The 23,386-nt window shown below is 63.7% G+C and carries 26 protein-coding genes and 2 tRNA genes; 12 read left to right on the forward strand and 16 right to left on the reverse strand.

Features of this window, described 5'->3' with window-relative positions:
* Nucleotides 1-13: 13 nt before the first annotated feature.
* The 4 genes from AT302_RS06510 to AT302_RS06525 all read left to right on the forward strand — a co-directional run bounded on the left by AT302_RS06510 (nt 14) and on the right by AT302_RS06525 (nt 4,578).
* Nucleotides 14-3,082, forward strand: a complete 3,069-nt coding sequence (locus tag AT302_RS06510) for an FAD-binding and (Fe-S)-binding domain-containing protein (protein WP_058377726.1) — start codon at nt 14-16, stop codon at nt 3,080-3,082.
* Between the two features lie 150 nt (nt 3,083-3,232).
* Nucleotides 3,233-4,318, forward strand: a complete 1,086-nt coding sequence (locus AT302_RS06515; RefSeq protein ID WP_237172160.1) for a DSD1 family PLP-dependent enzyme — start codon at nt 3,233-3,235, stop codon at nt 4,316-4,318.
* 93 nt (nt 4,319-4,411) lie between these two features.
* Nucleotides 4,412-4,487, forward strand: a tRNA-Ala gene (locus AT302_RS06520).
* 15 nt (nt 4,488-4,502) lie between these two features.
* Nucleotides 4,503-4,578, forward strand: a tRNA-Glu gene (locus AT302_RS06525).
* A 118-nt stretch (nt 4,579-4,696) separates the two neighbouring features.
* Here AT302_RS06525 and AT302_RS06530 read toward each other — a convergent pair.
* Complete coding sequence (locus tag AT302_RS06530) at nt 4,697-4,993, reverse strand: YciI-like protein (protein WP_058377727.1); 297 nt, start codon at nt 4,991-4,993, stop codon at nt 4,697-4,699.
* Between the two features lie 103 nt (nt 4,994-5,096).
* Nucleotides 5,097-5,873, reverse strand: a complete 777-nt coding sequence (locus tag AT302_RS06535; RefSeq protein ID WP_058377728.1) for an AraC family transcriptional regulator — start codon at nt 5,871-5,873, stop codon at nt 5,097-5,099.
* Nucleotides 5,874-5,977: 104 nt separating this feature from the next.
* Between AT302_RS06535 and AT302_RS06540 the strand changes: the two genes are divergently transcribed.
* Nucleotides 5,978-6,901 carry a DMT family transporter gene (locus tag AT302_RS06540; protein ID WP_058377729.1) on the forward strand — a complete coding sequence of 308 codons (924 nt, stop codon included), beginning with the start codon at nt 5,978-5,980 and terminating at the stop codon, nt 6,899-6,901.
* Nucleotides 6,902-7,167: 266 nt separating this feature from the next.
* Nucleotides 7,168-8,073, forward strand: coding sequence for an ATP-binding protein (locus AT302_RS06545; RefSeq protein ID WP_237172161.1), 906 nt, complete (start codon nt 7,168-7,170; stop codon nt 8,071-8,073).
* Here AT302_RS06545 and AT302_RS27185 read toward each other — a convergent pair.
* From AT302_RS27185 to AT302_RS06560, 4 genes are all read right to left on the reverse strand, one after another.
* Nucleotides 8,001-8,363 (reverse strand): VOC family protein, encoded by a 363-nt coding sequence (locus AT302_RS27185; RefSeq protein ID WP_084656060.1) that lies wholly within the window; start codon nt 8,361-8,363, stop codon nt 8,001-8,003. The genes AT302_RS06545 and AT302_RS27185 overlap by 73 nt on opposite strands.
* A gap of 268 nt (nt 8,364-8,631) precedes the next feature.
* On the reverse strand, nt 8,632-9,165 hold the full coding sequence (locus tag AT302_RS06550) for a hypothetical protein (RefSeq protein ID WP_407668828.1): 534 nt from the start codon (nt 9,163-9,165) through the stop codon (nt 8,632-8,634).
* Between the two features lie 148 nt (nt 9,166-9,313).
* On the reverse strand, nt 9,314-10,075 hold the full coding sequence (locus tag AT302_RS06555; protein ID WP_058377730.1) for a 3-oxoacyl-ACP reductase: 762 nt from the start codon (nt 10,073-10,075) through the stop codon (nt 9,314-9,316).
* Between the two features lie 101 nt (nt 10,076-10,176).
* On the reverse strand, nt 10,177-10,911 hold the full coding sequence (locus AT302_RS06560; RefSeq protein ID WP_084656061.1) for a YoaK family protein: 735 nt from the start codon (nt 10,909-10,911) through the stop codon (nt 10,177-10,179).
* Between the two features lie 208 nt (nt 10,912-11,119).
* On the opposite strand from AT302_RS06560, the gene AT302_RS06565 reads away from it, so the two are divergent.
* Nucleotides 11,120-11,545 (forward strand): TOBE domain-containing protein, encoded by a 426-nt coding sequence (locus AT302_RS06565; RefSeq protein ID WP_058377731.1) that lies wholly within the window; start codon nt 11,120-11,122, stop codon nt 11,543-11,545.
* Nucleotides 11,546-11,726: 181 nt separating this feature from the next.
* Complete coding sequence (locus AT302_RS06570) at nt 11,727-12,281, forward strand: nitrogen fixation protein NifQ (protein ID WP_058377732.1); 555 nt, start codon at nt 11,727-11,729, stop codon at nt 12,279-12,281.
* Nucleotides 12,282-12,324: 43 nt separating this feature from the next.
* Here AT302_RS06570 and AT302_RS06575 read toward each other — a convergent pair whose 3' ends face one another.
* The gene (locus tag AT302_RS06575; protein ID WP_058377733.1) at nt 12,325-13,062 is read right to left on the reverse strand and encodes a hypothetical protein; all 738 of its coding nucleotides are present in this window, start codon (nt 13,060-13,062) and stop codon (nt 12,325-12,327) included.
* 231 nt (nt 13,063-13,293) lie between these two features.
* Here AT302_RS06575 and AT302_RS06580 point away from each other — a divergent pair, with 231 nt between their 5' ends.
* The gene (locus AT302_RS06580; protein WP_058377734.1) at nt 13,294-13,815 is read left to right on the forward strand and encodes a DUF1993 domain-containing protein; all 522 of its coding nucleotides are present in this window, start codon (nt 13,294-13,296) and stop codon (nt 13,813-13,815) included.
* A 23-nt stretch (nt 13,816-13,838) separates the two neighbouring features.
* Here the strand turns inward: AT302_RS06580 and AT302_RS06585 are convergent, their stop codons facing one another.
* On the reverse strand, nt 13,839-14,420 hold the full coding sequence (locus tag AT302_RS06585) for a GNAT family N-acetyltransferase (protein ID WP_084656062.1): 582 nt from the start codon (nt 14,418-14,420) through the stop codon (nt 13,839-13,841).
* Nucleotides 14,417-15,106, reverse strand: a complete 690-nt coding sequence (locus AT302_RS06590; RefSeq protein WP_058377736.1) for a type 1 glutamine amidotransferase domain-containing protein — start codon at nt 15,104-15,106, stop codon at nt 14,417-14,419. Before AT302_RS06590 ends, AT302_RS06585 begins: the two co-directional genes overlap by 4 nt.
* 248 nt (nt 15,107-15,354) lie before the next feature.
* Here AT302_RS06590 and AT302_RS06595 point away from each other — a divergent pair, with 248 nt between their 5' ends.
* On the forward strand, nt 15,355-15,969 hold the full coding sequence (locus AT302_RS06595; RefSeq protein ID WP_058377737.1) for a glutathione S-transferase family protein: 615 nt from the start codon (nt 15,355-15,357) through the stop codon (nt 15,967-15,969).
* Between the two features lie 19 nt (nt 15,970-15,988).
* On the opposite strand, the gene AT302_RS06600 is transcribed toward AT302_RS06595, so the two are convergent.
* The 4 genes from AT302_RS06600 to AT302_RS06615 all read right to left on the reverse strand — a co-directional run bounded on the left by AT302_RS06600 (nt 15,989) and on the right by AT302_RS06615 (nt 18,789).
* Nucleotides 15,989-16,750 (reverse strand): ABC transporter permease, encoded by a 762-nt coding sequence (locus tag AT302_RS06600; protein ID WP_058377738.1) that lies wholly within the window; start codon nt 16,748-16,750, stop codon nt 15,989-15,991.
* An 8-nt stretch (nt 16,751-16,758) separates the two neighbouring features.
* Nucleotides 16,759-17,688: an ABC transporter ATP-binding protein gene (locus AT302_RS06605; protein WP_058377739.1), complete on the reverse strand. Its 930-nt coding sequence runs from the start codon at nt 17,686-17,688 to the stop codon at nt 16,759-16,761.
* Nucleotides 17,689-17,843: 155 nt separating this feature from the next.
* Nucleotides 17,844-18,272, reverse strand: coding sequence for a VOC family protein (locus AT302_RS06610; protein ID WP_058377740.1), 429 nt, complete (start codon nt 18,270-18,272; stop codon nt 17,844-17,846).
* A 94-nt stretch (nt 18,273-18,366) separates the two neighbouring features.
* Nucleotides 18,367-18,789, reverse strand: a complete 423-nt coding sequence (locus AT302_RS06615) for a YybH family protein (RefSeq protein ID WP_058377741.1) — start codon at nt 18,787-18,789, stop codon at nt 18,367-18,369.
* 223 nt (nt 18,790-19,012) lie between these two features.
* Here AT302_RS06615 and AT302_RS06620 point away from each other — a divergent pair, with 223 nt between their 5' ends.
* Nucleotides 19,013-19,666, forward strand: coding sequence for a TetR/AcrR family transcriptional regulator (locus tag AT302_RS06620; RefSeq protein ID WP_058377742.1), 654 nt, complete (start codon nt 19,013-19,015; stop codon nt 19,664-19,666).
* A 67-nt stretch (nt 19,667-19,733) separates the two neighbouring features.
* Here AT302_RS06620 and AT302_RS06625 read toward each other — a convergent pair whose 3' ends face one another.
* Entirely contained in the window at nt 19,734-20,648 is a 915-nt protein-coding gene (locus AT302_RS06625; RefSeq protein WP_058377743.1) for a LysR family transcriptional regulator, read from the reverse strand.
* A gap of 162 nt (nt 20,649-20,810) precedes the next feature.
* Between AT302_RS06625 and AT302_RS06630 the strand changes: the two genes are divergently transcribed.
* On the forward strand, nt 20,811-21,569 hold the full coding sequence (locus AT302_RS06630; RefSeq protein ID WP_058377744.1) for an SDR family NAD(P)-dependent oxidoreductase: 759 nt from the start codon (nt 20,811-20,813) through the stop codon (nt 21,567-21,569).
* Between the two features lie 55 nt (nt 21,570-21,624).
* On the opposite strand, the gene AT302_RS06635 is transcribed toward AT302_RS06630, so the two are convergent.
* Nucleotides 21,625-22,536: a DMT family transporter gene (locus tag AT302_RS06635; protein ID WP_058377745.1), complete on the reverse strand. Its 912-nt coding sequence runs from the start codon at nt 22,534-22,536 to the stop codon at nt 21,625-21,627.
* Nucleotides 22,529-23,008 (reverse strand): Lrp/AsnC family transcriptional regulator, encoded by a 480-nt coding sequence (locus AT302_RS06640; protein ID WP_058377746.1) that lies wholly within the window; start codon nt 23,006-23,008, stop codon nt 22,529-22,531. Before AT302_RS06640 ends, AT302_RS06635 begins: the two co-directional genes overlap by 8 nt.
* Between the last annotated feature and the right edge of the window lie 378 nt (nt 23,009-23,386).

A 23,386-nucleotide genomic window follows, 5' to 3' on the forward strand; every position in this document is an offset into this window, starting at 1 on the left:
CGCCAGCAACGTCATGAATCCGCAATCGAAATCCTCTGCTTCCTCTGTGCTCCAGCCCGTGCATCTGATGCCGATGCAACGCGGCGGCGTGGCCCTGACCCCGTTGCAGGAACGACTGCGCCGCGAACTGCGCGGTGAAGTGCTGTTCGACCGCGCAAGCCGGGGCCGCTATGCCACCGACGCGTCGATCTATCAGATCTTCCCGATCGGTGTGGTGGTGCCGCGCGATCAGGACGACCTGATCCGCGCCCTCGATATCGCGCGCGATCAGCACGTGCCGGTGCTCGCCCGCGGGGCGGGGACGAGTCAGTGCGGTCAGACCATTGGCGAAGCGCTCGTCATCGACAACAGCAAATGGCTCAACCGCGTGGTGGCGTTCGATGCCGATGCGCGCACGGTGACGGTCGAGCCCGGCATCGTGCTCGATCATCTGAACGCGTGGCTCAAGCCGCACGGCCTGTGGTTTCCGGTGGATGTGTCCACCGCCGCGCAATGCACGATCGGTGGCATGACCGGCAACAACTCGTGCGGTTCGCGCTCCATCGAGTACGGCAACATGGTGCACAACGTGCTTGCCATCGATGCGGTGCTGGCCGATGGTGCGCAACTGCATTTCGGCTCGCTGCATACGCCGCCGACGGATGCACGCACGCAAGCGATTCTGGCCGGTGTGCACGAGATTGCCGTGCGCGAGCAAGCAGAACTGCGTGAGCGTGTGCCGCGCGTGCTGCGCCGCGTGGCGGGCTACAACCTCGATCTGTTCGACTGTCTGAATCCGCGCGCTTATACCGATGACGGCGTGGCGAACTTGTCGCACTTGCTGGTCGGCTCGGAGGGCACGCTCGCGTATAGCCGTCAGATCACGCTGAAGCTCGTGCCGCTGCCGGTGCACAAGACGCTCGGCGTGGTGAATTTCCCCACGTTCTATCAGGCGATGGATCTCACGCAGCACATCGTCAAGCTGGGGCCGGTTGCGGTCGAGCTGGTCGATCGCACGATGATCGATCTGGCGATGGACAACGCTGCGTTCCGGCCCGTGATCGAGAAGGCGCTGGTGGGCGATCCGCAGGCGATTTTGCTGGTGGAGTTCGCGGGCGACGACGCGGCGGTACTGCGCGCAAAGCTCGACGATCTCTCCACCTTGCTGGGCGATCTCGGCTTGCCCGACAGCGTGGTGAACATGCCCGAGGCCGGGCCGCAGAAGGCGCTGTGGGAAGTGCGCAAGGCCGGGTTGAACATCATGATGAGCATGAAGGGCGACGGCAAGCCGGTGTCCTTCATCGAAGACTGCGCCGTGCCGCTCGAACATCTGGCGGAGTACACGCGGCGTCTGACCGAAGTGTTCCATCGTCACGACACGGAAGGCACGTGGTATGCCCACGCGAGTGTGGGCACGCTGCACGTGCGTCCGATTCTCGACATGCGTCGCGACGGTGCGCACAAGATGCGCGCGATTGCCGAGGAAGCGGCGGCGCTGGTGCGTGAGTACAAGGGCGCTTATTCCGGCGAGCATGGCGATGGCCTGTGCCGCGGCGAATGGGTGGCCTGGCAGTACGGGCCGCGCATCAATGCGGCGTTTGGCGAGATCAAGCAGTTGTTCGACCCGGAGAATCGCTTCAACCCGGACAAGATGGTGCGCCCGCCGAAGATGGATTCGCGCGAGCTGTTCCGCTTCGCCCCGGGATATGCGGCCAAGCCGCTGACGCCCGCGCTCGACTGGAGCGCGTGGAACGTGAAGCGCGAAGCGCTCACGGGCGAGCAGACGGCGCCCGGCACCGGCAGCGACGCCTCGAACGGTCTCGCATCGGCCGTGGAAATGTGCAACAACAACGGCCACTGCCGCAAATTCGACGCGGGCACGATGTGCCCGAGCTATCGCGTCACGCGCGATGAGCAGCACGTCACGCGAGGGCGTGCCAATACGTTGCGCCTCGCAGTATCGGGGCAGTTGGGCGAGGACGGGCTGGCCAGCGATGACGTCAAGGAGGCGCTCGATCTGTGCGTGTCGTGCAAGGGCTGCAAGCGCGATTGCCCCACGGGGATCGACATGGCGCGCTTCAAGATCGAAGCCCGTCATGCACGGGCGAAGCGCCACGGAGTGTCGTTGCGCGACAAGATGATTGCGTATCTGCCGCGCTATGCGCCGTGGGTCAGCCGCGTCGGTGGCCTGCTCGATGCCGCACAGCGCCTGCCGGGCGGGAATGCCGCTAAGCGCTGGCTGGGGCTCGCGCTGGAGCGTTCGGTGCCGGCGTTGCGGCGGTCGTTCCTCGATGGGCAGGCACCGCTCGCGCATCTTGCGAATGGGCGTCAGGCCGCGCCCGGCGAGCGTGAAGTGTTGCTCTTCGTCGATACGTTCAACAACTACATGGAACCCGAGAACGCGCTGGCGGCGAAGCAAGTGCTCGAAGCGGCGGGGTATACGGTGCACGTGAACCGGCGTGACGGTGAGCGGCCGCTGTGTTGCGGACGCACTTTTTTGGCAGCCGGACTTGTGGATGAGGCGAAATCCGAAGCGCGCCGGTTGCTCGATGCGGTGCTGCCGTATGTCGAACGTGGCGTGCCGATCGTGGGACTGGAGCCGTCGTGTCTGCTGTCGCTGCGCGATGAAGTGCTCGGCTACGGCTTTGGCGACACCGCACGCAAGGTGGCAGACAACGCGTTCCTCTTTGAGGAATTTCTGGTTCGCGAGCACAAGGCAGGCCGTTTTTCAGTGAACTGGCAAGCGTTGCCCGATGACGTGGGCGAGGCGCTCGTGCACGGTCATTGCCATCAGAAGGCGTTTGACGCGTTCTCGCCGGTGACGGCGGTGCTTGGTTGGCTGCCGGGGCTGAAGGTATCATCGATCGAGTCGTCATGCTGCGGCATGGCGGGCAGTTTCGGTTACGAGGCCGAGCACTACGACACCTCGCGCGCGATGGCCGAATTGTCTTTGTTGCCAGCCGTCCGGCAACGTAACGCCAATGCCATCGTCGTGGCCGACGGCACCAGTTGCCGTCATCAGATTCACGATGGTGCACACACGCAGGCGCTCCACGTGGCGCGCGTGCTGGCGAAGGCGCTGCCCGCATCGCTGTCCGCGTAATTTGCCGCGCGCTTCCGTCAAAGGATTGTCATGCCTGATTCGGTCAACGCTGTTTCGACGTCTGCTTCTGTAGTGTCTTCCGCTGTGCCGCCGGCAGTCGGCGGCATTGCCGTACCGCCCGTGGCGAAAGTGGGCGACGCGCTCGCCCAGATCGCCACGCCTTCGCTGGTACTCGATCTCGACGCCTTCGACGCCAACATCGAACGTATGGCGAGCGCGGCCGCTGCCCGAGGCGTGGCGGTGCGCCCGCACGCTAAGGCGCACAAGTCGACGAGCATTGCCCGTGCACAAATGGCGGCCGGCGCTGTCGGCGTTTGCTGCCAGAAGGTCACCGAGGCTATTCCGTTCGTCAATGCAGGCATCGGCAATATCCACATCAGTAACGAGTTCGTTGGCGAAGCGCGCGTCGCACTGGCTGTCGCGATGGCCGCACGCGTGACGCTGTCGGTTTGCGTGGACGATGTGCGTCAGGTCGCACCACTCGGCATGGCGGCCAAGCGTGCGGGCGTGCGCATCGCCGTGTTGCCCGAAGTCGACGTGGGGCAGGGACGTTGCGGGGTGGATTCGACGGACGCCGTGGCGGAACTGGTCGATGCCATCGATCACTACGAAGGGTTGCGCTTCGGCGGTTTGCAGGCTTACCACGGTAGCGCACAGCACATCGCCAGTTGGGATCTGCGGCGCGACACGGCGCGGCAAGCGGCAGACAAGGCCGCTGCGTATGTCCGCTTTCTCGAAGCGCGTGGTATCACTTGTCCGGTCGTGACGGGCGGTGGCACCGGCACGGCGGAGTTCGATATCGAAAGCGGTGTATACACCGAGATTCAGCCGGGCTCGTACGCGTTTCTCGACGGGCACTACGGCTCGCTCGAATGGCGCGACGACTGGCGCTTCCGGCATGGGTTGTTCCTCGCGTCGACGGTAATGAGCACCGCGCGTCCGGGCGTGATAGTGTGCGATGCAGGACTCAAAAGCGTGGCGACCGATTCGGGCTTGCCGCGATTCTGGTTGTCGCAGCAGGCGGGCAAGCCGCATTACCGTACGGCCTCCGACGAACATGGCGTGCTTGAGCTGGCGTCGGCAACCGAAGACAGTATGCCGTGGCTTGGTGAGACGATTCTGCTGGTGCCGGGGCACTGCGACCCAACGGTCAATCTGTATGACCGGTATGTCGCGGTACGGCACGGACGTGTGGAAGCGCTTTGGGCAATCGAGGCGCGCGGGCTGAGCCAGTAAAGGCTCGGATGTTGTCGAAATTCTCCAAAAAATTTGGAGAGGGGGCTTCACAACTTCAAAAAGCTGCGCTATAGTCTCACTTCTTCGCCGCACGGGGGTATAGCTCAGCTGGGAGAGCGCTTGCATGGCATGCAAGAGGTCAGCGGTTCGATCCCGCTTACCTCCACCAAACGGAAGACTTTAAGTCCCCTTCGTCTAGAGGCCTAGGACATCACCCTTTCACGGTGAGTACAGGGGTTCGAATCCCCTAGGGGACGCCAGATTCATCGGCGTGACACTCGGTTAGCTCCGGTTGCACGTCAGATAATCGGTTGTCGGCAAACGCGCTTGGCTTCATCGCCAAGCGCGTTTTGTTTTTTGTGCCGCAGAAATTCACCTTCAGCGCACCGGCGTACTCGCCATCTTCCCTACGACGGTCTTCCACGGCCGCACGCGCCACGATTTCACCAGCCCGTTGCGCACATACGGATCGGCATTGGCAAACGCCTCGGCCGACGCCGCGCTTTCGCCCTCGAACAGCAATGCCGCCGTATCGACGGGATCTTCCAGTGCACCCGCCAGCAACAAATCACCCCGATCTACCGCTTGCCATGCGAGCGCCAGATGCGCGTCGCGATATTCGGCGCGCCGGTCGAGATAGTCGTCGACGAGTTCGTAAGTCAGCAGGTAATGCATGAGCGTGTCTCCGTGTTGGGGTTCGTTGTGAAATTCGTGTCGGGATGCGCGGTGGCAAGGTGACGCGTGGGTGCCGTGCGCCGTTCAGCGCATCAGCGGTGGATCAACGATAGAACGCCGACGGCGGCACGCCGAAGTGCCGCTTGAACATCGCGGCAAACGCGCTTTGACTAGCATAGCCGTGATCGAGCGCGACGTTGACGATCTTCTCGCCATGCGCGAGCGCTTCGAGCGCCTGTAGCAATCGTGCCTGCTGCCGCCACCGGCCGAACGTGATTCCCGTTTCCGCCGCAAATCGCCGCTGGAAGGTCTTGGCCGACAGGCTGACTTCGCGCGCCCAATCGTCGAGTGTGGCGGCATCGGCCGGTGTCTGCACCAGCCGGTCGCACACGCGGGCGAGCCGTGCGTCACGTGGCCACGGCAGATAGAGCGGCAGCACGGGCAGGGCGGTCAACTCGTCGAGCAACAGCCGCATGAGCCGGGCGTCGCGCGAGTCCGGGGCGTAGTCGAGCGGAATGGCGATGGCGGCGAGTATCAATTCGCGCACGAGCGGTGAGATGTCCACCACACAGCTCGCTTGCGGCAGCTTGGCGGCATCGGGTTCGACGAATACCGTGCGCATCTTAACGTTGCCGCTCATCTGCACCGTGTGTTCCAGCCCGGCGGCCAGCCACACGCCGCGTGTCGGCGGCACCACCCAGCGCCCGGACGGCGCCGCGACGATCATCACCCCTTCGATGGCATAGAGCAGTTGCGCGCGCCGGTGCCGGTGCGACGCAATGAAGGTGTTATGGGGGTAATCGATCGCCATCGCGGCCATCGGCATGGGCGTGCGTTCGAAACGAAGGTGATCGGTCGGCACCAGATCCGTCGGCGGCATGACGATGTCTTTTTTGAGATAGGTTTGGTTATTTTAGCGTGAGACACCCAAAAGGTTATCACCGACGATGGCCCTTCCTTTTTCTGACTTCTGTGGGAATCGTCATGGGGTACATCCTGTATCCGTTGGGCGCCATGCTGTTGTGGGCCGGCAACGTCATCGTCTCGAAACTCTCTGCCAGCGCCATCGCGCCCTCGGCGATTACGTTCTATCGGCTAGTACTGGCCGTAGCGGTCCTGACACCGTTCGTCATTCGGCCGCTGATGCGCAACTGGTCGCATGTGCGCCCGCAGTTGGCGAAGCTCGGTTTCCTCGGCTTTCTGAGTATGTCGTTCTATCAGAGCCTGTCGTATCTCGCGGCGCACAGCACCACCGCGACGAACATGGCCATCGTGACGGCGCTCGCACCGCTGCTGACGTTGCTCTGGAGTGTGGCGCTGCTGCGCGAGCCGCCGACCCTCGGTATGCTCGTCGGCGGTCTGATGTCGCTCGCGGGGCTGGTGTACCTGATCGGGCGGGGCCATCCGGCCACGCTGCTCGACGGCGGTATTCACTTGGGCGACGTGCTGATGCTGATCGCGTCGGCGTCGTACGGGCTGTACAGCGTGTTGCTGCGCCGCTGGCACGTCGCGTTGCCGTCGACACAGTCGGCGTATGTGCAGGCGTGCGCGGCATTGATCACGATGATTCCGATGGTCGCGCTGGTGCCCGCCGGTCAGGCGCAACTCAACGTGGCGACCGTGCCGCTGGTGCTGTATGCGGGGCTCGGCGCGTCGATTCTGTTGCCGATTCTGTGGATTCAGGGCATTCGCCATCTCGGCCCCAACCGTTGCAGCATGTTCATCAACGTGCTGCCGGTGATGACGGCGGTGCTTGCCGTGCTGATGCTCGGTGAGCAATTACATACCTTCCATATTCTTGGCGGTGGCGTCGCGCTGGTGGGCGTGGCGATCGCGCAGCGCTGGAAGCGTCCGTTGCCGGGCTTCGGCGGGGACGATGCATCGGATTCGGATGAGGTGCCGGCATGACAAGCACAGCGTGGAAATCAACGGCACATCGGGAGCGAGGAACCACACCGGCTAACGGTCATGAGGCCGTGCCGGGACAGGGCGCGGGCGACCGCGCTTCGACGGACGCGCCGTTGTACAGCGGGCAGCAGGGGCCGGGGGGCACCTCGCCCGTGGCGCGGGCGTCGGCAGCGCAGGCATCGCCATCCATCAACTCAGGTACTACACCGGGCAGCGTACCCGGCAACGTCGGGGGCCAAGACGCCCTTGCGCCGCTCTGCGAACGACTGGATCGCCTCACGGCGCTGGTCGAACAGTGGCTGACCGGCGACAAGTCGCCGTCGGTCGACTGGCGCGCTTCGGTGGCCTTTCACTGGCGCGGGTCGCGCGGCGGGCAGGGAGGGCAAGGTGGCGCAAGGCTCGTGCCCGTCACCGATCCGCAACTGATTTCGTTCGACGACTTGCGCAACGTGTCGCGTCAGCGCGAAGTCATCGAGCGCAATACGGCGCAGTTTGTTGCCGGGCATCCGGCCAACAACGTACTGCTCACGGGCGCGCGTGGCACGGGCAAGTCGTCGTTGGTCAAAGCGTGCCTGTACCAGTTCGCGCCGTTGGGGCTGCGGCTGGTGGAAGTGGACAAGGCCGATCTCGATGATCTGCCGCACATCGTCGGCTTGCTGCGTGCGCGCCCCGAGCGCTTCGTGCTGTTCTGCGACGATTTGTCGTTCGAGCCGGGGGAGTCGAGCTACAAGGGGTTGAAGACGGCGCTCGATGGCTCGGTGTCTGGTGGTGCGGCGAACGTGCTGGTGTACGCAACATCGAATCGCCGGCATCTCGTGCCGGAGTCCGCCAGCGACAATCTCGACACACACGCGGGCGCGAACGGCGAGCTGCATCCGGGCGACGCGGTAGAAGAGAAGATCTCGCTCTCGGAGCGCTTCGGTCTGTGGCTGACGTTCTACGGCTTCTCGCAAGACGAGTATCTCGCGGCCGTCGCCCTCTGGCTCGGGCATCAGGGCTTCGACGATGCGCAGATCGCCGAAGCACGGGAAGCCGCCTTGCAGTGGGCGCTCACCCGGGGCGCTCGCTCCGGGCGTATCGCCGCGCAGTTTGCCCGCGACTACGCGGGGCGGCGCTTCGCGGCGTCGCTGGACGCGGCTAAATCAGACGTCCCGCCCACGGCTACCCCGTAAGTGCTCACTATGCGACGGTCCTGCTCGGCGGCGGAAAACGCCTCCCAGAGCAGGCCGTTGCAATCGGTGCTGCTGCTGTATTCCGGTGTGGTGTCGTCTTCGAAGCCGACGTGGCGCAACTCCCCTGCCCGCGAGGGCGACTGGTTGATCGAGAAGTTGAGCAGGTCGGTGCGCCACATGGCGTAGGCGCCGGGCACCACGGCCGAGGGCGGCTGGCCGAGGCGGACCGAGTAATCTTCGATGGACTGGTCGAGATCGCGCACAGCGAGCGCGATGTGAAAGCGTTTCATGGGGTCTCCCTTTTTCAGTGACGAACGACGCACGCGAAGGATGCGACGCGAGCGATGGCTCGCTTACCGTATCGGCGGTCGTTGTCACAGATCGTAGGAGAGGCTGGCGCCGCTAGCCAGACGGCGCGTTATCCCGGTACCCACGGTAACGGGCTGTCAAGCCGTAAGGCGAAGGGGGAGCGTTGGTCTCGCGTCCGGTGATGTTGCCGGAGCGCGCGCGCCCGCGTGATGGGCGCCGCATAGATGACCGCAGGCCGTGAGCGGGCGCTTACTGGGGCCGCTGAAAATCGTTGGCGACCCACGCCTGAGCGCTGTTACGCGAGAGCTTGAAGTTCGGCTGAACTTTCACCGACGCGATGGTTTCGCCGAAGCGGTCGATCGCGCTGAGGGTGGCGTACGGATCGTACTCGTCGGGCACGATGTCGAGCGTGACTTCGATGTCGCCGTCCGGGCCATCGACGCTCACCCGTTTGTGCATTTGTGCGCGCAGTTGCTGCTCGTGACGGCGCAGCACTTCGGCGGCGGTCTTCACCAGCGTATTGAAGGCGTTCACGTCGAGCGGTTTCGGATTCTTCTTGTCGCGGCCCATCGTCCACGGACCGACAAGGGCGGGTTCGGACTCGCCATCTTTGTACATCGCGACGGCCCAACCGTCGTCTTCCTCGTTCTTGATCACCTTGGCCGTCCAGCCGTCGTCGCACCACAGACGTGCCTCGTGGATGACGCCATCGTTGTCGATGAGGTCAGCGTCGGCAGGGGTCTCGGGGGCGTTCGGATAGGCGTTGGCGGGTGTTGCAGTCACGGTCGGGTCAGGAGGGAGAGAGGCGAAGTGCGCAATTTTACCGCGTCCGGCGTTAGCGCGGACGCGGCCGTAGCTGACGGGGCTGCGCATCGACGTTCAGCCCTGAAGTTCCGCCCCGAAGTTCAGCCCCGAGGTTCAGCCCCGAAGTTCAGCCTTTCACCAAGCCCCCGTCCACGATGAGATTCTGTCCCGTCACGGCGCGCGCCCACGGCGAGAGGAAATACAGCACGGCGTCGGCGAACTCGTCGGGTGTCGTGACACGGCGCAGCGGCGTGAGGCTTGCGATGAGGTCGAACACGGCTTCCGGCGTGGCGGCGCTCGCGTCGGTCACGCGCAGCAGGCCACCGGAGACCATGTTCACCGTGATGCCGTCGGGACCGAGATCGTTGGCGGCCGTGCGCGTCAGTGACAGCAGCGCAGCTTTGGCGGTCGTGTAATCGTGGTACGGCACCACCGGGTTCTGGAACAGGTTGGTGCCCACGTTCACGATGCGTCCGAAGCCAGCTTCGCGCATGCCGGGCAACGCGGCCTGCATGGTGTTGAGCGCGCCTTTGACGGCGCCTTCGAACTGCTGCGTGAAGCGCGACCACGAGATATCGGCCAGTTGCGGGCGCGCGTCGCCGTCGAAGCGGAAGTCAGCCAGCGCATTGTTCACGACCGAGACGATCGGGGCACCGGTGCGCTCTCGGGCTTCGGCAAAGAGCCGGGCGACGGCCTTCTCGTCGGTCACATCGGCTTGCAAGGCAATCGCGCGCGGTCCGATCGACTCGGCCAGCGCACGCGCGGCGGCATCGCTGCGCAGATAGTTGATGATCACCCCTGCGCCCTCGCGCGCCACGGCGCGCGTGATGGCCGCACCCAAACCGCGGGCGCCGCCCGTGACGAGCACCCACTGCGATTCCAGCTTCATTCCGATGTTCCTTGTCGTGTGCTTGTGATGTTCTGATGCGCGTCGTGCGCACCGGGCGCCATTATCGCGCGTTCTACGGGGTGCCTTGTGCCGGAGGCACGTCACTCATTCGCTGCGGCCAACGCACTCAGCAGGACCACGGGCAACAACACGCACCAGAAACTTGTCCAGTGATACGCGAAGCCGCCGAAAACCGCGCCCACGGCAAATGCCGCCAATGCCGGAATCATCTTTTTCAGGCGGGTACGCGCCGCCTTGTCGTCGCCCGAGTTGCCGCTCGCCAGTTCCACCATGTCGATGACGATTTGCGTGGTGTTGCCCGTCATGATCGTCGTGGGTGCGAGGTCGGCCAGCAGCAGTCGCCCGATCGCGTTCTGAATCGCCAGCGCGGCGACGCCGAACATGCCCGCCAGAATGGCCAGCGGGGCATCGGCCGAGACGATGGGGCGCGCGATCATGCCCACGATCATGAAACCGAGCAACAGCAGCGTCTGCGTGGCCAGCAGCAGACGCAGCGGACGGCGCCCTGCGCGTGAAAAACCTTGCACCGCCAGCTTGACCATGGCGACCACCGCGACAAACACCGGCAACGCGAGCAATTTCGCAAGCACGCCGACATGTGTGCTCGCCACAAGCTGCACGCCGATCATCACGAAGTTGCCGGTGACATGAGCCGTGAACAGGCCGAACAGCGCGATGAAACCCACCACATCGATATAGCCGGCGACAAAGGCCAACGTCATGCCGATGTTGGTCGGCTTTGCGAAATGAGTGACACAGAGGCGGGCGAATGACGCGGCTTGCGTCGGTGTGGGGATGTGGCGGGGCGTTCCCATGAGGACTCCTGTTCGCAAGGCGGCGCGGTGCAGTGCGGGGCGTACGTGGGCATGGCGGGTGCTGATGAAGCATATCACCGCAAGTTGGATGTCTCCGTCAGGTCGACCCGCTATACTTCAACCCACTGCGTGGCACACGGCATGAAACACTGAACAACATGCTGTGCGTCACGTATTGTCCGAACCAATGAATGAATGGAGATTCCCGATGAAGACCAGCGCACGCAACCAGTTCACCGGCAAGGTCGTCGCCCTGCAACGTGGTGCCGTCAATGACGAAGTGACGCTGCGCACCGATGCGGGTCAGGAAATCGTCGCTGTGATTACGCACGAGAGCACCGTGAACCTCGGTCTGAAAGAAGGCAGCGAGGCTGTGGCGCTGATCAAGGCGTCGTCGGTGATCGTGATGGTCGACGCTGACGCGAGCAAGGTGTCGACGCGCAACGTCATCACCGGCAAGGTGTCGCGCGTGGAAACCGGCGCTGTGAACAGCGAAGTCGAGATCAAGGCCGATAACGGCGCGGTGATCGCGGCCATCGTCACGAACGAAAGCGCCAAGCGTCTCGGTCTGCAAGCCGGTCGTGAAGCCGCCGCGCTGGTCAAGGCGTCGAGCGTGATCGTGGCGGTTGCCTGAGCGTTCATCTGCGCGATTTGCTGCACGCGCGGATCACTGTCGATCCGCGTGACTGAACCGCAGCGTCACGGAGGGCTTTCATTCCGATGACGCTGAGCATGTTGTAAGTTCGCCGGCGCAATGTTGCGCGCCGGCATTTGTGGGAGCAGCGTTATGTGGATTGCCATATAACGCGACGACGATGACATCGTTGAGTCTTTTGCAACCTTCGCACGCGCGCCCAGAAGGCGCGATCTTCGCGGCGTTGTTCCTCCCGAACGCGACGCCTGAGCGGGCTGCCCGGCTCGGGCTTTCGGGGGCCGCATTCGCGGATCTGCTGCGCCGCCATTTCGCGCCCGTGCCTGCCGAGTGGCGCGCGCTGGTGGCGGATCTGCCGACGCCCGCCTGGGCGGCCCACGCCACGTTCGTGGTGGAAATGCGCGAGATGCTGCGCCGCCGCGCCGACCCGATTCTCCACCCGACCGACGCCGCCGATATGGCGACGATTCTCGCCACCGCCTGCCTGCGTCCCGATCACCTTTGGCGCGATCTGGGCTTGTCGGGGCGCGACGACGTCACCGCACTGCTCACCCATTTCTTCCCGACACTCGCGGCTGAGAACACGGCGAATCTGCGCTGGAAGCGGTTTCTTGCCGAGGCCTGCGCCACTGCGTACGGCCGTGCGCCTGCGCCCGCACCGGGGTGCCCCGGTTGCGAAGCCTACGGCGAGTGCTACGCGCATCTGCGACAGCGCTAGGGCGCGCCATCAGTCGTGTATGCGTTGCAGTCGCGCGGTGTCGCTAAGCCGCTACCGCTGCTGGCGACATCAGATGCGTCATCAGAATCGACAGGTTTTCGGCGTTGCGTCCTGCCTGGGCGGTGGCATTGCCGTCGTTGACCGTTTTGTCGAGCACGCGCTCGACGGTCTGGTTGAGGTCTTCGGCAAAAATGCCTTGCTCGTCATTGCAATGCAGTCCGAGAACGGCCAGCGCATGGCAAAGCGCCGGGGAATTCGCGAGAAACGCGCTCTGGGCACGGAGCACGGAATCGGCCGTTCTATCGAGCACCGTGCCCACACCGAATTCGTGGAAATGCGTGGCGACGTGGTGCCCGTTGTAGCGCATGGACAGGAGCAGACGCGCCTTGTCTTCCAGGTTCAGCCCCGGGTCGCCGAATTGCGCGAAACTCATCCAGTCCTGTTTGGCCGGCAGCGTGAAGTCACCGATCTGAAAGGCGCACGACGGCGTCTCGCAGACGTGCCAAGTGAGCAGATCGTCGCGTGAGGGCGCGATAAGGTCAGTAAGCCTCCTGAACGCCTCGAACTGGTCTGCGGCGGTCTCGGCATGCGCCAGCCGGAACAGGGTCACCTTGGCGTCTTCCTTGCACGTGCCCAGAAAGTAGTCTTTGATTCGCCCCCACAGGCTCGTGACATCCCTTTCGTACTTGGCGCTCACGCAGAGCCGTATATTCGCGGCATCCAGCGTGCGGTAGTCGTAGTTGCCGATGCACGTGGCAGCGGCGGTGATGGCGGTCGACATGACAGGCTCCTCTTGGGTTTTGGTGGCAGCCCCGGTGCGTCTGCGGTCGCTGGAAAGCAAGGACCGCCGGGGTCAGTCGGGAGTGTGAGGTGCGGGGGATGCATCGGGATTTCACAAATCGATCAGTACGGACCGGTGCACGGCGAGAATTGCCTTGCGCTGATAGCATGTGCGTTTGCACGGCGCAGTGCCCGCTGCGCCCACGTCCCTGCCCCCGGAAGGAGCTTCACCATGTCGATTTCCCTTTATCGCGCCACCGTTCCCGTCTACCTGCGCGGCTTGACGGTCATGGCCGACTACATCAAGAAAGCGCGCGCGCATTGTGAAGAAAAGTCGCTCGATCCCGAGACGATTCTGAAGGCGAAGCTGGCGCCGGACATGCTCGATTTCACCTCGCAGGTGCAGCGCGTCAGCGATACGGCAAAGTTTGCCGTGTCACGGCTGACGGGCGTGGAGTCGCCGAAATTCGAAGACAACGAAACGACGTTCGATCAACTGCGTGATCGCATCGCCAACACCGAAGCGTTTATCGCCGGTGTGCTCGAAGACCGTTTCGAAGGGGCGGAGTCGCGCGAGATCACCTTGAAGTTCAAGGCCTACCAGACGACGATGGATGGCGTGGATTATCTGCTGAAATTCGGCTTGCCGAACTTCTACTTCCACGTGACGACGACGCACGACATTCTGCGCGCGCAAGGCGTGGCCGTCGGGAAGACCGACTACCTCGGTCCGTACGAAATGGAAAAGATCTGAGTCTGAACCGCCGCCGTCAGCGGTCAGTGCGTCGAAATCGGCAGGTACATGCGTAACTCGTCCTGATACGTGTTGCCGATGCGCATGGCATCGGGCTCACGGCCGATTTCGACAAATCCGAACGATTGATAGAGTGCGATCGCCGCCCGGTTGGTCGCACTCACTTGCAGCGTCAGATGGCGCAGGCCGGGTTGGGAGCGCGCGAGCGCCACCGCCGATTCGATCAGCGCCCGGCCAATGCCGCGCCCGACGCTGTCGGCCTGTACATACATCCCCCACAGAAACCCCACGTGCGCGAACTTGCTGGCCTTCTGCCGGCCTAGCCCGAGCACGCCGACGAGACGTTCGTCGCTGCCTTGGCGATCGAACGCACCGAAGACGCCCACATCCGGGCGCACCTCCAACCACTCGCGCACCCGCTCGATCGGCCAGTCTTTTTCGACTTCATAGCTGGAACCGAATGCTTCCGGGTGGGCCTGCAAGCCCGCCAGACGCAACGCCTGAAAGGCGAGTGCGTCGGCCGGCACCAGACGCCGCACGTCGACGTCTGCGGCAGCGGCCGTGGTCGTCGTTTTCGCCATCGTCGGACGGGCAGGAGGACTCATGGCAGACGTGGCTCCATCATGGCGAGTACCGTGCGGGCGGCCTCTTCGGACGAGGCGGGATTCTGACCGGTCACGAGGCGGCCGTCGCCGACGACGTGCGATTGCCAGTTGTCGGCCTTTTCATACAGCCCGCCCAGCTTCGCGAGTTCGGTTTCTACGAGGAACGGCACGATGTCAGTCAGCCCGACGGCCGCTTCTTCATCGTTGGAGAAGCCCGTTACGTGCCGCCCGCGTACGAGCGGTTCGCCATTGGCATCGCGCACTTTCAGTAACACCCCGGGCGCATGGCAGACAAAGCCGATGGGCTTGCCGGCGCGCTCGAAAGCTTCGATCAGACGGATGGAGTTCGGGTCTTGCGCGAGATCCCATAGCGGGCCGTGGCCGCCGGGATAGAACACGGCGTCGTAGTCGTCCTGCTTGACGTCGGCCAGCCGCAGCGTGGTGGCGAGTGCCTTTTGCGCGTCGGGGTCTTCGCGAAACCGGCGCGTGGCGTCGGTCTGTGCGTCGGGCTCGTCGCTCTTCGGATCGAGCGGCGGTTGCCCGCCGGCCGGTGAGGCGAGTGTGACCGCGAGCCCTTCGTCGATGAAGACGTAATAGGGCGCGGCGAATTCTTCGAGCCAGAAACCGGTCTTCTTGCCCGTGTCGCCCAAGCGGTCGTGCGAGGTCAGAACCATCAGGATGTTCATGAAACGTCTCCCTGTCGAGTCAGCCGTGCGAATCATTTTACCTGCCATAGCGTTCACTCGCAGGCGACAGGTTGTGGCGTTACATGTTCCCGGTCAGGTGCCTGAATTCAATGGGTGGACGACGGTTACCGGCGCGGCTTGTGAGCAGAATTGACAGAAAGCCGCAAAGGAATTCGATTTGCGGGCCGCAGCGCGTCCGCTATGCTTGTGCGGATGCGGGCCACGCCCGAAGCCCACTGGAGCGAGACATGCAATTGATTGGAATGCTGGATTCCCCGTACGTACGCCGCACGGCCATCTGCCTGAAGCTGCTTGGCCTGCCGTACGAGCATCGCTCGCTGTCGGTGTTCAGCACCTTCGACGCCTTTGCCGCGATCAACCCGGTGGTGAAGGCCCCGACGCTGATCGCCGACGATGGCACGGTGCTGATGGATTCGACGCTGATTCTGCAATATCTGGAGTCGCTGGTCGATGCCGAACAGCGCTTGATTCCGGTCGACCCGGCCGAGCGGCTGCGCGCCTTGCGCCTGACGGGGCTGGCGCTGGCGGCCTGCGAAAAGTCGGTGCAATTGGTGTACGAGCGCGAACTGCGTCCGCTCGAGAAGCGGCACGAGCCGTGGACGGATCGTGTGCGCACGCAGGTGCGTGCGGCGTTTCGTGGGCTGGAGGTGGAGCTGGCGCAGGTGCCGATTCTGGCAACGCCGGACGCGATCGGCGAGCATGGCGTGACGATCGCCGTGGCCTGGCGCTTTCACCAGTTGCTCTTGCCAGAGGTCGATTTCAGCGCGGAGTTTCCGGAAGTGGCCCGGTTCTCCGCGCAGGCAGAGGGGATGCCCGCGTTTCGCGAGACCCCTCCGATCTGAAGATGGCGAGTGTCGGACGTCAGTTCTTGAGACGGTAGCCCGTCTTGAACATCCACGCGATCACGGCGACGAACACTGCGAGGAACACCAACGTCATGCCGAGGCTCACGCCGACGCTGACGTCGGCCAGCCCGTAAAAGCTCCACCGGAACCCGCTGATCAGATACACCACCGGGTTGAACAGCGTCACCGTGCGCCAGAACGGCGGCAGGATATGCGTCGAGTAGAAGCTGCCGCCCAGGAACGTGAGCGGCGTGATGATGAGCAGCGGCACGAGTTGCAGTTTCTCGAAGCCGTCTGCCCAGATCCCGAGGATGAAACCGAGCAGGCTGAACGTGATCGCGGTGAGCACCAGAAACAGAATCATCCAGAACGGATGCTCGATGCGCAGCGGCACGAACAGCGCCGCAGTGCCGAGCATGATCACGCCCAGAATGACCGACTTGGTCGCCGCCGCCCCGACGTAGGCGAGCACGATCTCCATGTACGACACCGGCGCCGAGAGCAACTCGTAGATGGTGCCGGTAAAGCGTGGAAAGTAGATCCCGAACGAGGCGTTCGACACACTCTGCGTGAGCAGCGAGAGCATGATCAGGCCCGGCACGATGAACGCGCCGTACGGCACGCCCTCGATCTCCGGAATGCGCGAGCCGATGGCCGCGCCGAACACCACAAAATACAGCGACGTCGAAATCACGGGCGAGATGATGCTCTGCATCAGCGTGCGTCGCGTGCGCGCCATCTCGAAGTTGTAAATCGCCTTCACGGCGTAAAAATTCATGGCGCGGCTCATCCTTCTTTTTTGTGCACGAGCGAGACGAAGATGTCTTCGAGCGAGCTTTGCGTCGTATTCAGATCCTTCACAGCGATGCCGGCGCGTTCCAGATCGCGCAGCAGGGCGGCGATGGTCGTCTGTTCGATGTTGGCATCGTAGGAAAAGACCAGTTCGTTGCCTTCCTGTCCGATCGTAAGACCGTAGCCGCCCAGCGCATCGGGCACGGCCGAGAGCGGCTCGCTCAGTTGCAGCGTCAGGTGCTTGCTGCCGAGACGGCGCATGAGTTCGGTCTTCTCTTGCACCAGCGTGATTTCACCGCCGGTGATGATGCCCACGCGGTCCGCCATTTCTTCGGCTTCTTCGATGTAGTGCGTGGTGAGAATGACGGTCACACCGGTCTCGCGCAGCGACTGCACCAGCCGCCACATGTCGCGGCGCAACTCAACGTCGACACCGGCGGTCGGTTCGTCGAGGAACAGCACACGCGGCTCGTGCGAGAGCGCTTTGGCGATCAGCACACGCCGCTTCATACCGCCCGAGAGCTGCATGAGGCGGTTGTCTTTTTTCTCCCAGAGCGAGAGCGAGCGCAGCACCTTTTCGATGTGCGCCGGGTTCGCGGGCTTGCCGAACAGGCCGCGCGAAAAAGAGACCGTGGCCCACACCGATTCGAACGCGTCGGTGGTCAGCTCCTGCGGCACGAGACCGATGGCTTCACGCGCAGCACGGTAGTCGGTGACGATGTCATGACCGTCGACCGTGACCGTGCCCGAGGTGGGCCGCACGATGCCGCAAATGGTGCTGATGAGGGTTGTCTTGCCGGCGCCGTTGGGGCCGAGCAGTGCGAAGATCTCGCCGCGGTGGATATCCAGGTTGATGTTCTTGAGCGCCTGGAAGCCCGATGCGTACGTCTTCGACAGATTTTGGATTGAGATCACTGGAGGCATGGCGGCGACGATAGCACAGGCTTGCGGAATCTGTTGGCGAGGGGCGACGGCTGTGCCGCGTGCGAAACGGGCACCGGGTCGTTGCCAACCCGATGCCCGTGGACCCGCCCTTGAGGGGGCGGGCTGATGCATTGCTTGCTGCGGACTTTCGTACGTCAGGCCTTCGGCATCTCGCGCGGCACGATCACCATCCAGTTCATGCCGAAGCGGTCCTTGACCATGCCGAACGTGATGGCGAAGAAGGTCGGTCCGAGCGGCATGCCGATCTCGCCGCCGTCGGCCAGTGCGTTGAAAGCCTTTTCGGCGTCTTTGCTTTCGGTGAAGTCGACCGACAACGAGAAGCCGTTGAAATTCGGCTTACCGCTCACCCGGCCGTCGGACACCATCACCATCGTCTCGCCAATGGTGATCTCGCCGTGCATGATCTTGTTCTCGCTGCCCGGCGGCAGCATGCCTTCCGGACACGATTCGGGGCTGTCGCCGTAACGCATCATCATGCCGGGCTTGGCACCCAACGCCTTTTTGTAGAACTCCAGCGCTTCTTCGCAACGACCTTCGAAAAACAGATAGGAATGAACTTGCATGGAATGCTCCTCGATCTCTTCTGGGGATGGGGGGCTGATACCCGCAGGCGACGGCCCCTGATACGGTCAAACAAGGTGAATCAACAGTGACAGCTCAACACGGTGCCATCGTCATCGGCACCGACGCATGCTCGTGCACGACACGCCAGCGGCCCTCGGTCTTGCGATAGCAGACGGTGGCTCGCACGGTGGCGCCACGCGACTGGCCGTCCGGGCTCGTATTGCGCACAGTGTTCACGCTGTGACTGAACGCCAGTTCACCGGCGAGCGTGAGTTGCCACTGCGCCACTTCGAAATGAATCGGCCCGACCGCATGGCTGAACCAATTCTCGAGCAACTCGCGGTACGCCTCGATACCGCGATGCTCAGCGGGTGGCATCACGTCGAACAGTACGACCTCGGGGTCGTAATGCGTGAACAGCGTGCCGACCTTCTTGTTGCGCACGGCGTCGAGCCATGCCGCATTGATCGCACGAATGGCGGCTTCGTCGCCGTGTGCGGGATACGTCTCAACCATAGTGCCTCCTGATGCAAAGCGTGTGACTTCGGGGGGACTGCAACGGCGACGAAACGAAACGACTGAAATGAACGCGGGCGCGGCGTAAGAGCGGGGGGAATGACGCCTGCGTCGACCGTCCCGGCGCGTGCAAATGACACTTTTTGCGCACTGCAACTTGCCTTTGTGGACAGTGTACACAAACAATAGCAGACATAATGGACACTGTCCACAAGGAGTTGCAATGACAGAAGAAGACACAACAGCGGGGCCGGTGCGCACGACTTACCGTCACGGAGACCTGCACCGGGCCTTGCTGGAAGCGGGGATTGCGCTTGCGCGCGAGGGTGGACCGGACGCCGTGATCCTACGTGAAGCCACCCGCCGGGCCGGGGTGGTTCCCAACGCCGCGTATCGGCACTTTGCCAACCGGCAGGATTTGCTCGACGCCGTGCGTTCTGCGGCGCTGGCTGAACTGGCGCTCGCAATCGAGCAGGAACTCGCCACCCTCGACGCCATGCCGCAGGACGATGCGGTGGCGCTCGCGCGTGCGGGGTTGCGGGCGGTAGGGATTGGCTATCTGCATTACGCCCGGCACCATCCGGGGCTGTTTCGCACGGCGTTTGCGAGTTCAGAGAATGTGCGCGGGCCGGCCGATCCGGAGAAGGCGGGAGCGAGTGGGTTGAACCCGTTCCAGTTGCTCGGCGCGGCGCTCGACCGGATGCTGGCGGCGGGGATCATTGCGCCGTCGCAACGGCCCGGTGCGGAATATCTGGCTTGGGCCGCCGTGCACGGGTTGTCGGTGTTGGTGATCGACGGCCCGTTGCGGGATCTGCCGGACGAACAAGTCGATGCGCTCGGCTATCGGCTCGTGGCGATGGTGGAGCAGGGGCTGTAAGGCACCGGCGGCATCCGGGGCGGGATGACGTGCAGGCCGACGTGCCGACGTGCTGGTGTGCTGGTGCCTATTTGCCCTCGGTTGCCGTCAGCTTCGGCGTGAGCAGATCGGCAAGCCAGTTCATGAAAGCCTGCGCGCGGCGGGGCAGGTGGCGGCGGTTGGCGTAAAGCAACGTCACCGCCAGCGGTTCCGCCTGAAACTCCGGCATCACCTCGCGTAACGTGCCTTCCGCCAGATGCGCGCGCACGCCGGTTTCCGGTGCTTGAATCAGCCCAAGTCCTGCGAGGCAGGCCGATTGATAGGCATCGGTATTGTTCACGGTCAGCACGCCGTCCATTGGCCACTGAGCGTAACGCTCACCATCGAAATACTCCCAGCCGATGGGCCGCGTGCCGAGTGTGGTCGTGTAGTGAATCAACCGATGCTCATGCAGGTCTTCGAGTGATTTCGGCTCGCCATAGCGCTTCAGATAGGCGGCACTGGCGACGTTCACCTGACGCAGCGATCCTAGTGGCCGTGCGATCAGTGTCGAATCGGCGTTGGTGCCGATCCGCAGCACGCAATCAAACCCTTCTCGCACGAGATCGACGCGCCGGTCGGTGCTCGACAGCTCGACGCGCAGCGCCGGATGCAACGCCAGAAACGCCGGGAGTTGCGGAATCACGACGGTGCGCGCGATTGTTGCCGGCAGGTCGACGCGCAGCCGCCCGGTGAGCGCTTCATCGCGCGCCACGAACATCGTTTCCCACTCTTCCATATCGGCGAGCAGGTCCTTGCAGCGCTCAAGGCACGACTGACCGTCCTGCGTGAGTTGCACGCGCCGGGTGGTCCGGTGGAGCAGGCGTGTGCCCAGTTTGGTTTCGAGTTGCTTGATGGCGTTGGACACGCTGGCGCGCGGCAGTCCCAGACTGTCGGCGGCCTGCGTGAAGCTGCCGGTCTCCGTCACCCGGACGAAGATGCGCATGGCGTCGAGTTGATGCATAGCGGGCGGTGGCCGGTGGACGTGCCGGTCGATTGTTATCGGAATTTGATCAGTTTAATCAAATTCATCGGGTTTATTGGTGGAATTCGTTGCAATAGGATGTTGATACCGAGGCGTTGTCAGCACCTACCGCATGCAGCGCTCGAACTCAGGAGTTACACCATGACCCGCAAGATCGTTCTCATCACCGGTGGCAGCCGCGGTCTGGGCCGCGCTTCGGCACTGGCCGCCGCCCGTCGCGGTAACGACGTCATCGTGACCTATCGCAGCCAGCGTGCCGAAGCCGACGCGGTTGTTGCCGAGATCGGCAAGCTTGGCGCGAATGCCGTGGCCCTGCCGCTCGACGTTGCCGACAGCGCGCAGTTCGCACCGTTTGCCACCGAAGTGAAGCGCGTACTCAAGGAAGTCTGGAAGCGCGACACGTTCGACTTTCTCGTGAACAACGCCGGCACGGGGCTGCACGCACCGTTCGCGGAAACCACCGAAGCGCAGTTCGACGACCTCGTGCGCATTCACCTGAAAGGCCCGTATTTCCTCACGCAGACGCTGCTGCCGTTGATCGCCGACGGCGGGCGCATTCTGAACGTGTCGAGCGGTCTGGCGCGCTTCTCGCTGCCGGGCGCATCGGCCTACGCGATCATGAAGGGCGGCATCGAAGTGTTCTCGCGCTATCTCGCGAAAGAGTTGGGCGCGCGCGGCATTCGGGCCAACACGGTTGCGCCGGGGGCGATTGCCACCGACTTCAACGGCGGCACGGTGCGTGACAACGCGGGCGTGAATCAGATGGTCGCTGCGAACACGGCACTCGGCCGCGTGGGCGAAGCCGAGGATATCGGCGGCATGGTGGCGGCGCTACTGGCGGACGAAACGGGCTGGATCAACGCGCAACGCATCGAAGCCTCGGGCGGCATGTTTGTCTGATCGGCGAGCGGTTGTGTCACACAGGGGCTTCGGCCCCTGTTTTTTACGTGTGGCCTCAATGCGCGCCGCGACGCCCGCGCATCCAGCCGGACCATGCAACGGCCCCGACGATGCACGCGCCGCCCACGAGCATCTTGAGCGTGGGTGAGGTGCCGAACAGCACCCACGCGAAGGCGATGGCGTACACCGGTTCCAGCGCAATGACGACGGCCGCCTGACTGGCTTTCACGGTGCGCAATGCGTGGATGAACAGGGTGTAAGCGAGCGCCGTGCATACGATGCCGAGGCACGCGAGCCAGCCCCATTGCGACGCGGGCAGGTCGAGCGCTTCGCGGCCGACGAAGGGCGCGAGCACGATCACGATGGCGAGGCACTGCCACCAACTGGCCTGCAACGGCGACGCCTGCGCACTGAGCACCCGGTTGGAGAGCGCAATGACGGCGTAGATCGCGCCGGAGAGCACGCCCCACGCGAGGCCGATGGTGGCGTTGGCCTGCCAGTCGAATTGCGGTGTGACAAGGGCAAGCCCGATGCACACCAGCGCGATGACACCCGCGTCGCCAAACGTCGGACGCTCACGGCGCAGCGGCCATTCGAGCAGGATGACGAACGCCGGGAAGCACGCAAAACCCAGGGTGCCGACGGCGACCCCGCCTTCCTTGATGGCAAGAAAGAAGGCCAGCCAATGCACGGCAAGCAGGACGCCTGCGATGAGCAGACGCACCGCAGACGACGGCGCGAGACCTTGCCAAGGCGCGCCGCCCGAGAGCCGCGCAGCACTGCGCAGGCCGGCGAGTCCCGCCATGGCGATGACAGTGAGCGCCAGCCACGAGAACAGACCGCGGCCGAACACGATCATCGTGCTCGATGCCGCAATATGCTCGCCGAACAGCGCGGACGCGCCAAAGAGCATGGCGGCCGTGTGCAAGGCAAGTTGTTGACCGAAGTGCGACGTGCCCTCAGGCATCGCCGGACGCGTCGGGCACCGGCACCGCAGTCGTGTAAAGCACCTGCTTTAGCGCGAAGCTGGAGCGGATGTTGCGAATGCCGGGGATGCGCGAGATACGATCGGTGATCAACGTCTCGTAGGCGCTCATGTCCGCTACCATCACGCGCAGCAAATAGTCGGCGTCACCCGACATCAGATAACACTCCATGACGTTAGGCAGGGCGGTGACGGCGGCTTCGAAGGCGTCGAGGCCGTCGCGATGCTGGTTCTCCAGCGTGACGTGAATGAACACGTTGATGTGCAACCCGAGTCGCGCCGGGTCGAGCAACGTCACGCGTTGCCGGATATAACCCGCCGTTTCGAGCGCTTTTACCCGCGCCAGACAAGGCGAGGGCGAGAGGTTCACGCGCGAGGCGAGTTCCACGTTGGTGAGGCGGGCGTCGGCTTGCAGCTCCCGCAGAATCTTCAAATCAATGGCGTCGAGTTCCATACCACAATGCGCTGCGGCCCCTGATAAGGACCGGCGTTCCAGTCAATTGGCCGCCCGGTAGGCGACAGTGCCGCAATACTAGCGTATTTATCGCGTATTTCGCGCTGGTATCGACGCCCCCTCCATCCCCGCCACTTAGGCGCCCCATTTGCCGCCCCGCTTGCGTCCCCATTAGCCCCCGGTTGGCCCCCCGTTAGCGATGCGCTCGCGTCGCAGGGCACCTGACGAGAGATACCCCCGCCGTCAATATTCCCTTCGTCGTAAGGGTTTGGAATGTTGTATTTGGGTGTTGTTTCTCCCGGCACGGCTCAACGTTTGTTGACGATGCGTGACAGTCTGCTAACATCCCGCGTCACAAATGAGAACGTTAACGATTCT

Origin of the sequence: Pandoraea norimbergensis (genome assembly GCF_001465545.3) — a bacterium.
Classification (GTDB): domain Bacteria; phylum Pseudomonadota; class Gammaproteobacteria; order Burkholderiales; family Burkholderiaceae; genus Pandoraea; species Pandoraea norimbergensis.

Excerpts from the sequence above, each read along its gene's own strand:
- AT302_RS06620 (WP_058377742.1), top strand. The coding sequence starts at position 19,013 with ATGACAGAAGAAGACACAACAGCGGGGCCGGTGCGCACGACTTACCGT.
- AT302_RS27185 (WP_084656060.1), bottom strand. The coding sequence starts at position 8,363 with ATGAAACGCTTTCACATCGCGCTCGCTGTGCGCGATCTCGACCAGTCC.
- AT302_RS06635 (WP_058377745.1), bottom strand. The coding sequence starts at position 22,536 with ATGCCTGAGGGCACGTCGCACTTCGGTCAACAACTTGCCTTGCACACG.
- AT302_RS06565 (WP_058377731.1), top strand. The coding sequence starts at position 11,120 with ATGAAGACCAGCGCACGCAACCAGTTCACCGGCAAGGTCGTCGCCCTG.
- AT302_RS06625 (WP_058377743.1), bottom strand. The coding sequence starts at position 20,648 with ATGCATCAACTCGACGCCATGCGCATCTTCGTCCGGGTGACGGAGACC.
- AT302_RS06555 (WP_058377730.1), bottom strand. The coding sequence starts at position 10,075 with ATGAAGCTGGAATCGCAGTGGGTGCTCGTCACGGGCGGCGCCCGCGGT.
- AT302_RS06630 (WP_058377744.1), top strand. The coding sequence starts at position 20,811 with ATGACCCGCAAGATCGTTCTCATCACCGGTGGCAGCCGCGGTCTGGGC.
- AT302_RS06595 (WP_058377737.1), top strand. The coding sequence starts at position 15,355 with ATGCAATTGATTGGAATGCTGGATTCCCCGTACGTACGCCGCACGGCC.
- AT302_RS06610 (WP_058377740.1), bottom strand. The coding sequence starts at position 18,272 with ATGCAAGTTCATTCCTATCTGTTTTTCGAAGGTCGTTGCGAAGAAGCG.
- AT302_RS06585 (WP_084656062.1), bottom strand. The coding sequence starts at position 14,420 with ATGAGTCCTCCTGCCCGTCCGACGATGGCGAAAACGACGACCACGGCC.
- AT302_RS06640 (WP_058377746.1), bottom strand. The coding sequence starts at position 23,008 with ATGGAACTCGACGCCATTGATTTGAAGATTCTGCGGGAGCTGCAAGCC.
- AT302_RS06600 (WP_058377738.1), bottom strand. The coding sequence starts at position 16,750 with ATGAATTTTTACGCCGTGAAGGCGATTTACAACTTCGAGATGGCGCGC.
- AT302_RS06560 (WP_084656061.1), bottom strand. The coding sequence starts at position 10,911 with ATGGGAACGCCCCGCCACATCCCCACACCGACGCAAGCCGCGTCATTC.
- AT302_RS06570 (WP_058377732.1), top strand. The coding sequence starts at position 11,727 with ATGACATCGTTGAGTCTTTTGCAACCTTCGCACGCGCGCCCAGAAGGC.
- AT302_RS06510 (WP_058377726.1), top strand. The coding sequence starts at position 14 with ATGAATCCGCAATCGAAATCCTCTGCTTCCTCTGTGCTCCAGCCCGTG.
- AT302_RS06605 (WP_058377739.1), bottom strand. The coding sequence starts at position 17,688 with ATGCCTCCAGTGATCTCAATCCAAAATCTGTCGAAGACGTACGCATCG.
- AT302_RS06530 (WP_058377727.1), bottom strand. The coding sequence starts at position 4,993 with ATGCATTACCTGCTGACTTACGAACTCGTCGACGACTATCTCGACCGG.
- AT302_RS06535 (WP_058377728.1), bottom strand. The coding sequence starts at position 5,873 with ATGCCGCCGACGGATCTGGTGCCGACCGATCACCTTCGTTTCGAACGC.
- AT302_RS06590 (WP_058377736.1), bottom strand. The coding sequence starts at position 15,106 with ATGAACATCCTGATGGTTCTGACCTCGCACGACCGCTTGGGCGACACG.
- AT302_RS06615 (WP_058377741.1), bottom strand. The coding sequence starts at position 18,789 with ATGGTTGAGACGTATCCCGCACACGGCGACGAAGCCGCCATTCGTGCG.
- AT302_RS06580 (WP_058377734.1), top strand. The coding sequence starts at position 13,294 with ATGTCGATTTCCCTTTATCGCGCCACCGTTCCCGTCTACCTGCGCGGC.
- AT302_RS06575 (WP_058377733.1), bottom strand. The coding sequence starts at position 13,062 with ATGTCGACCGCCATCACCGCCGCTGCCACGTGCATCGGCAACTACGAC.
- AT302_RS06540 (WP_058377729.1), top strand. The coding sequence starts at position 5,978 with ATGGGGTACATCCTGTATCCGTTGGGCGCCATGCTGTTGTGGGCCGGC.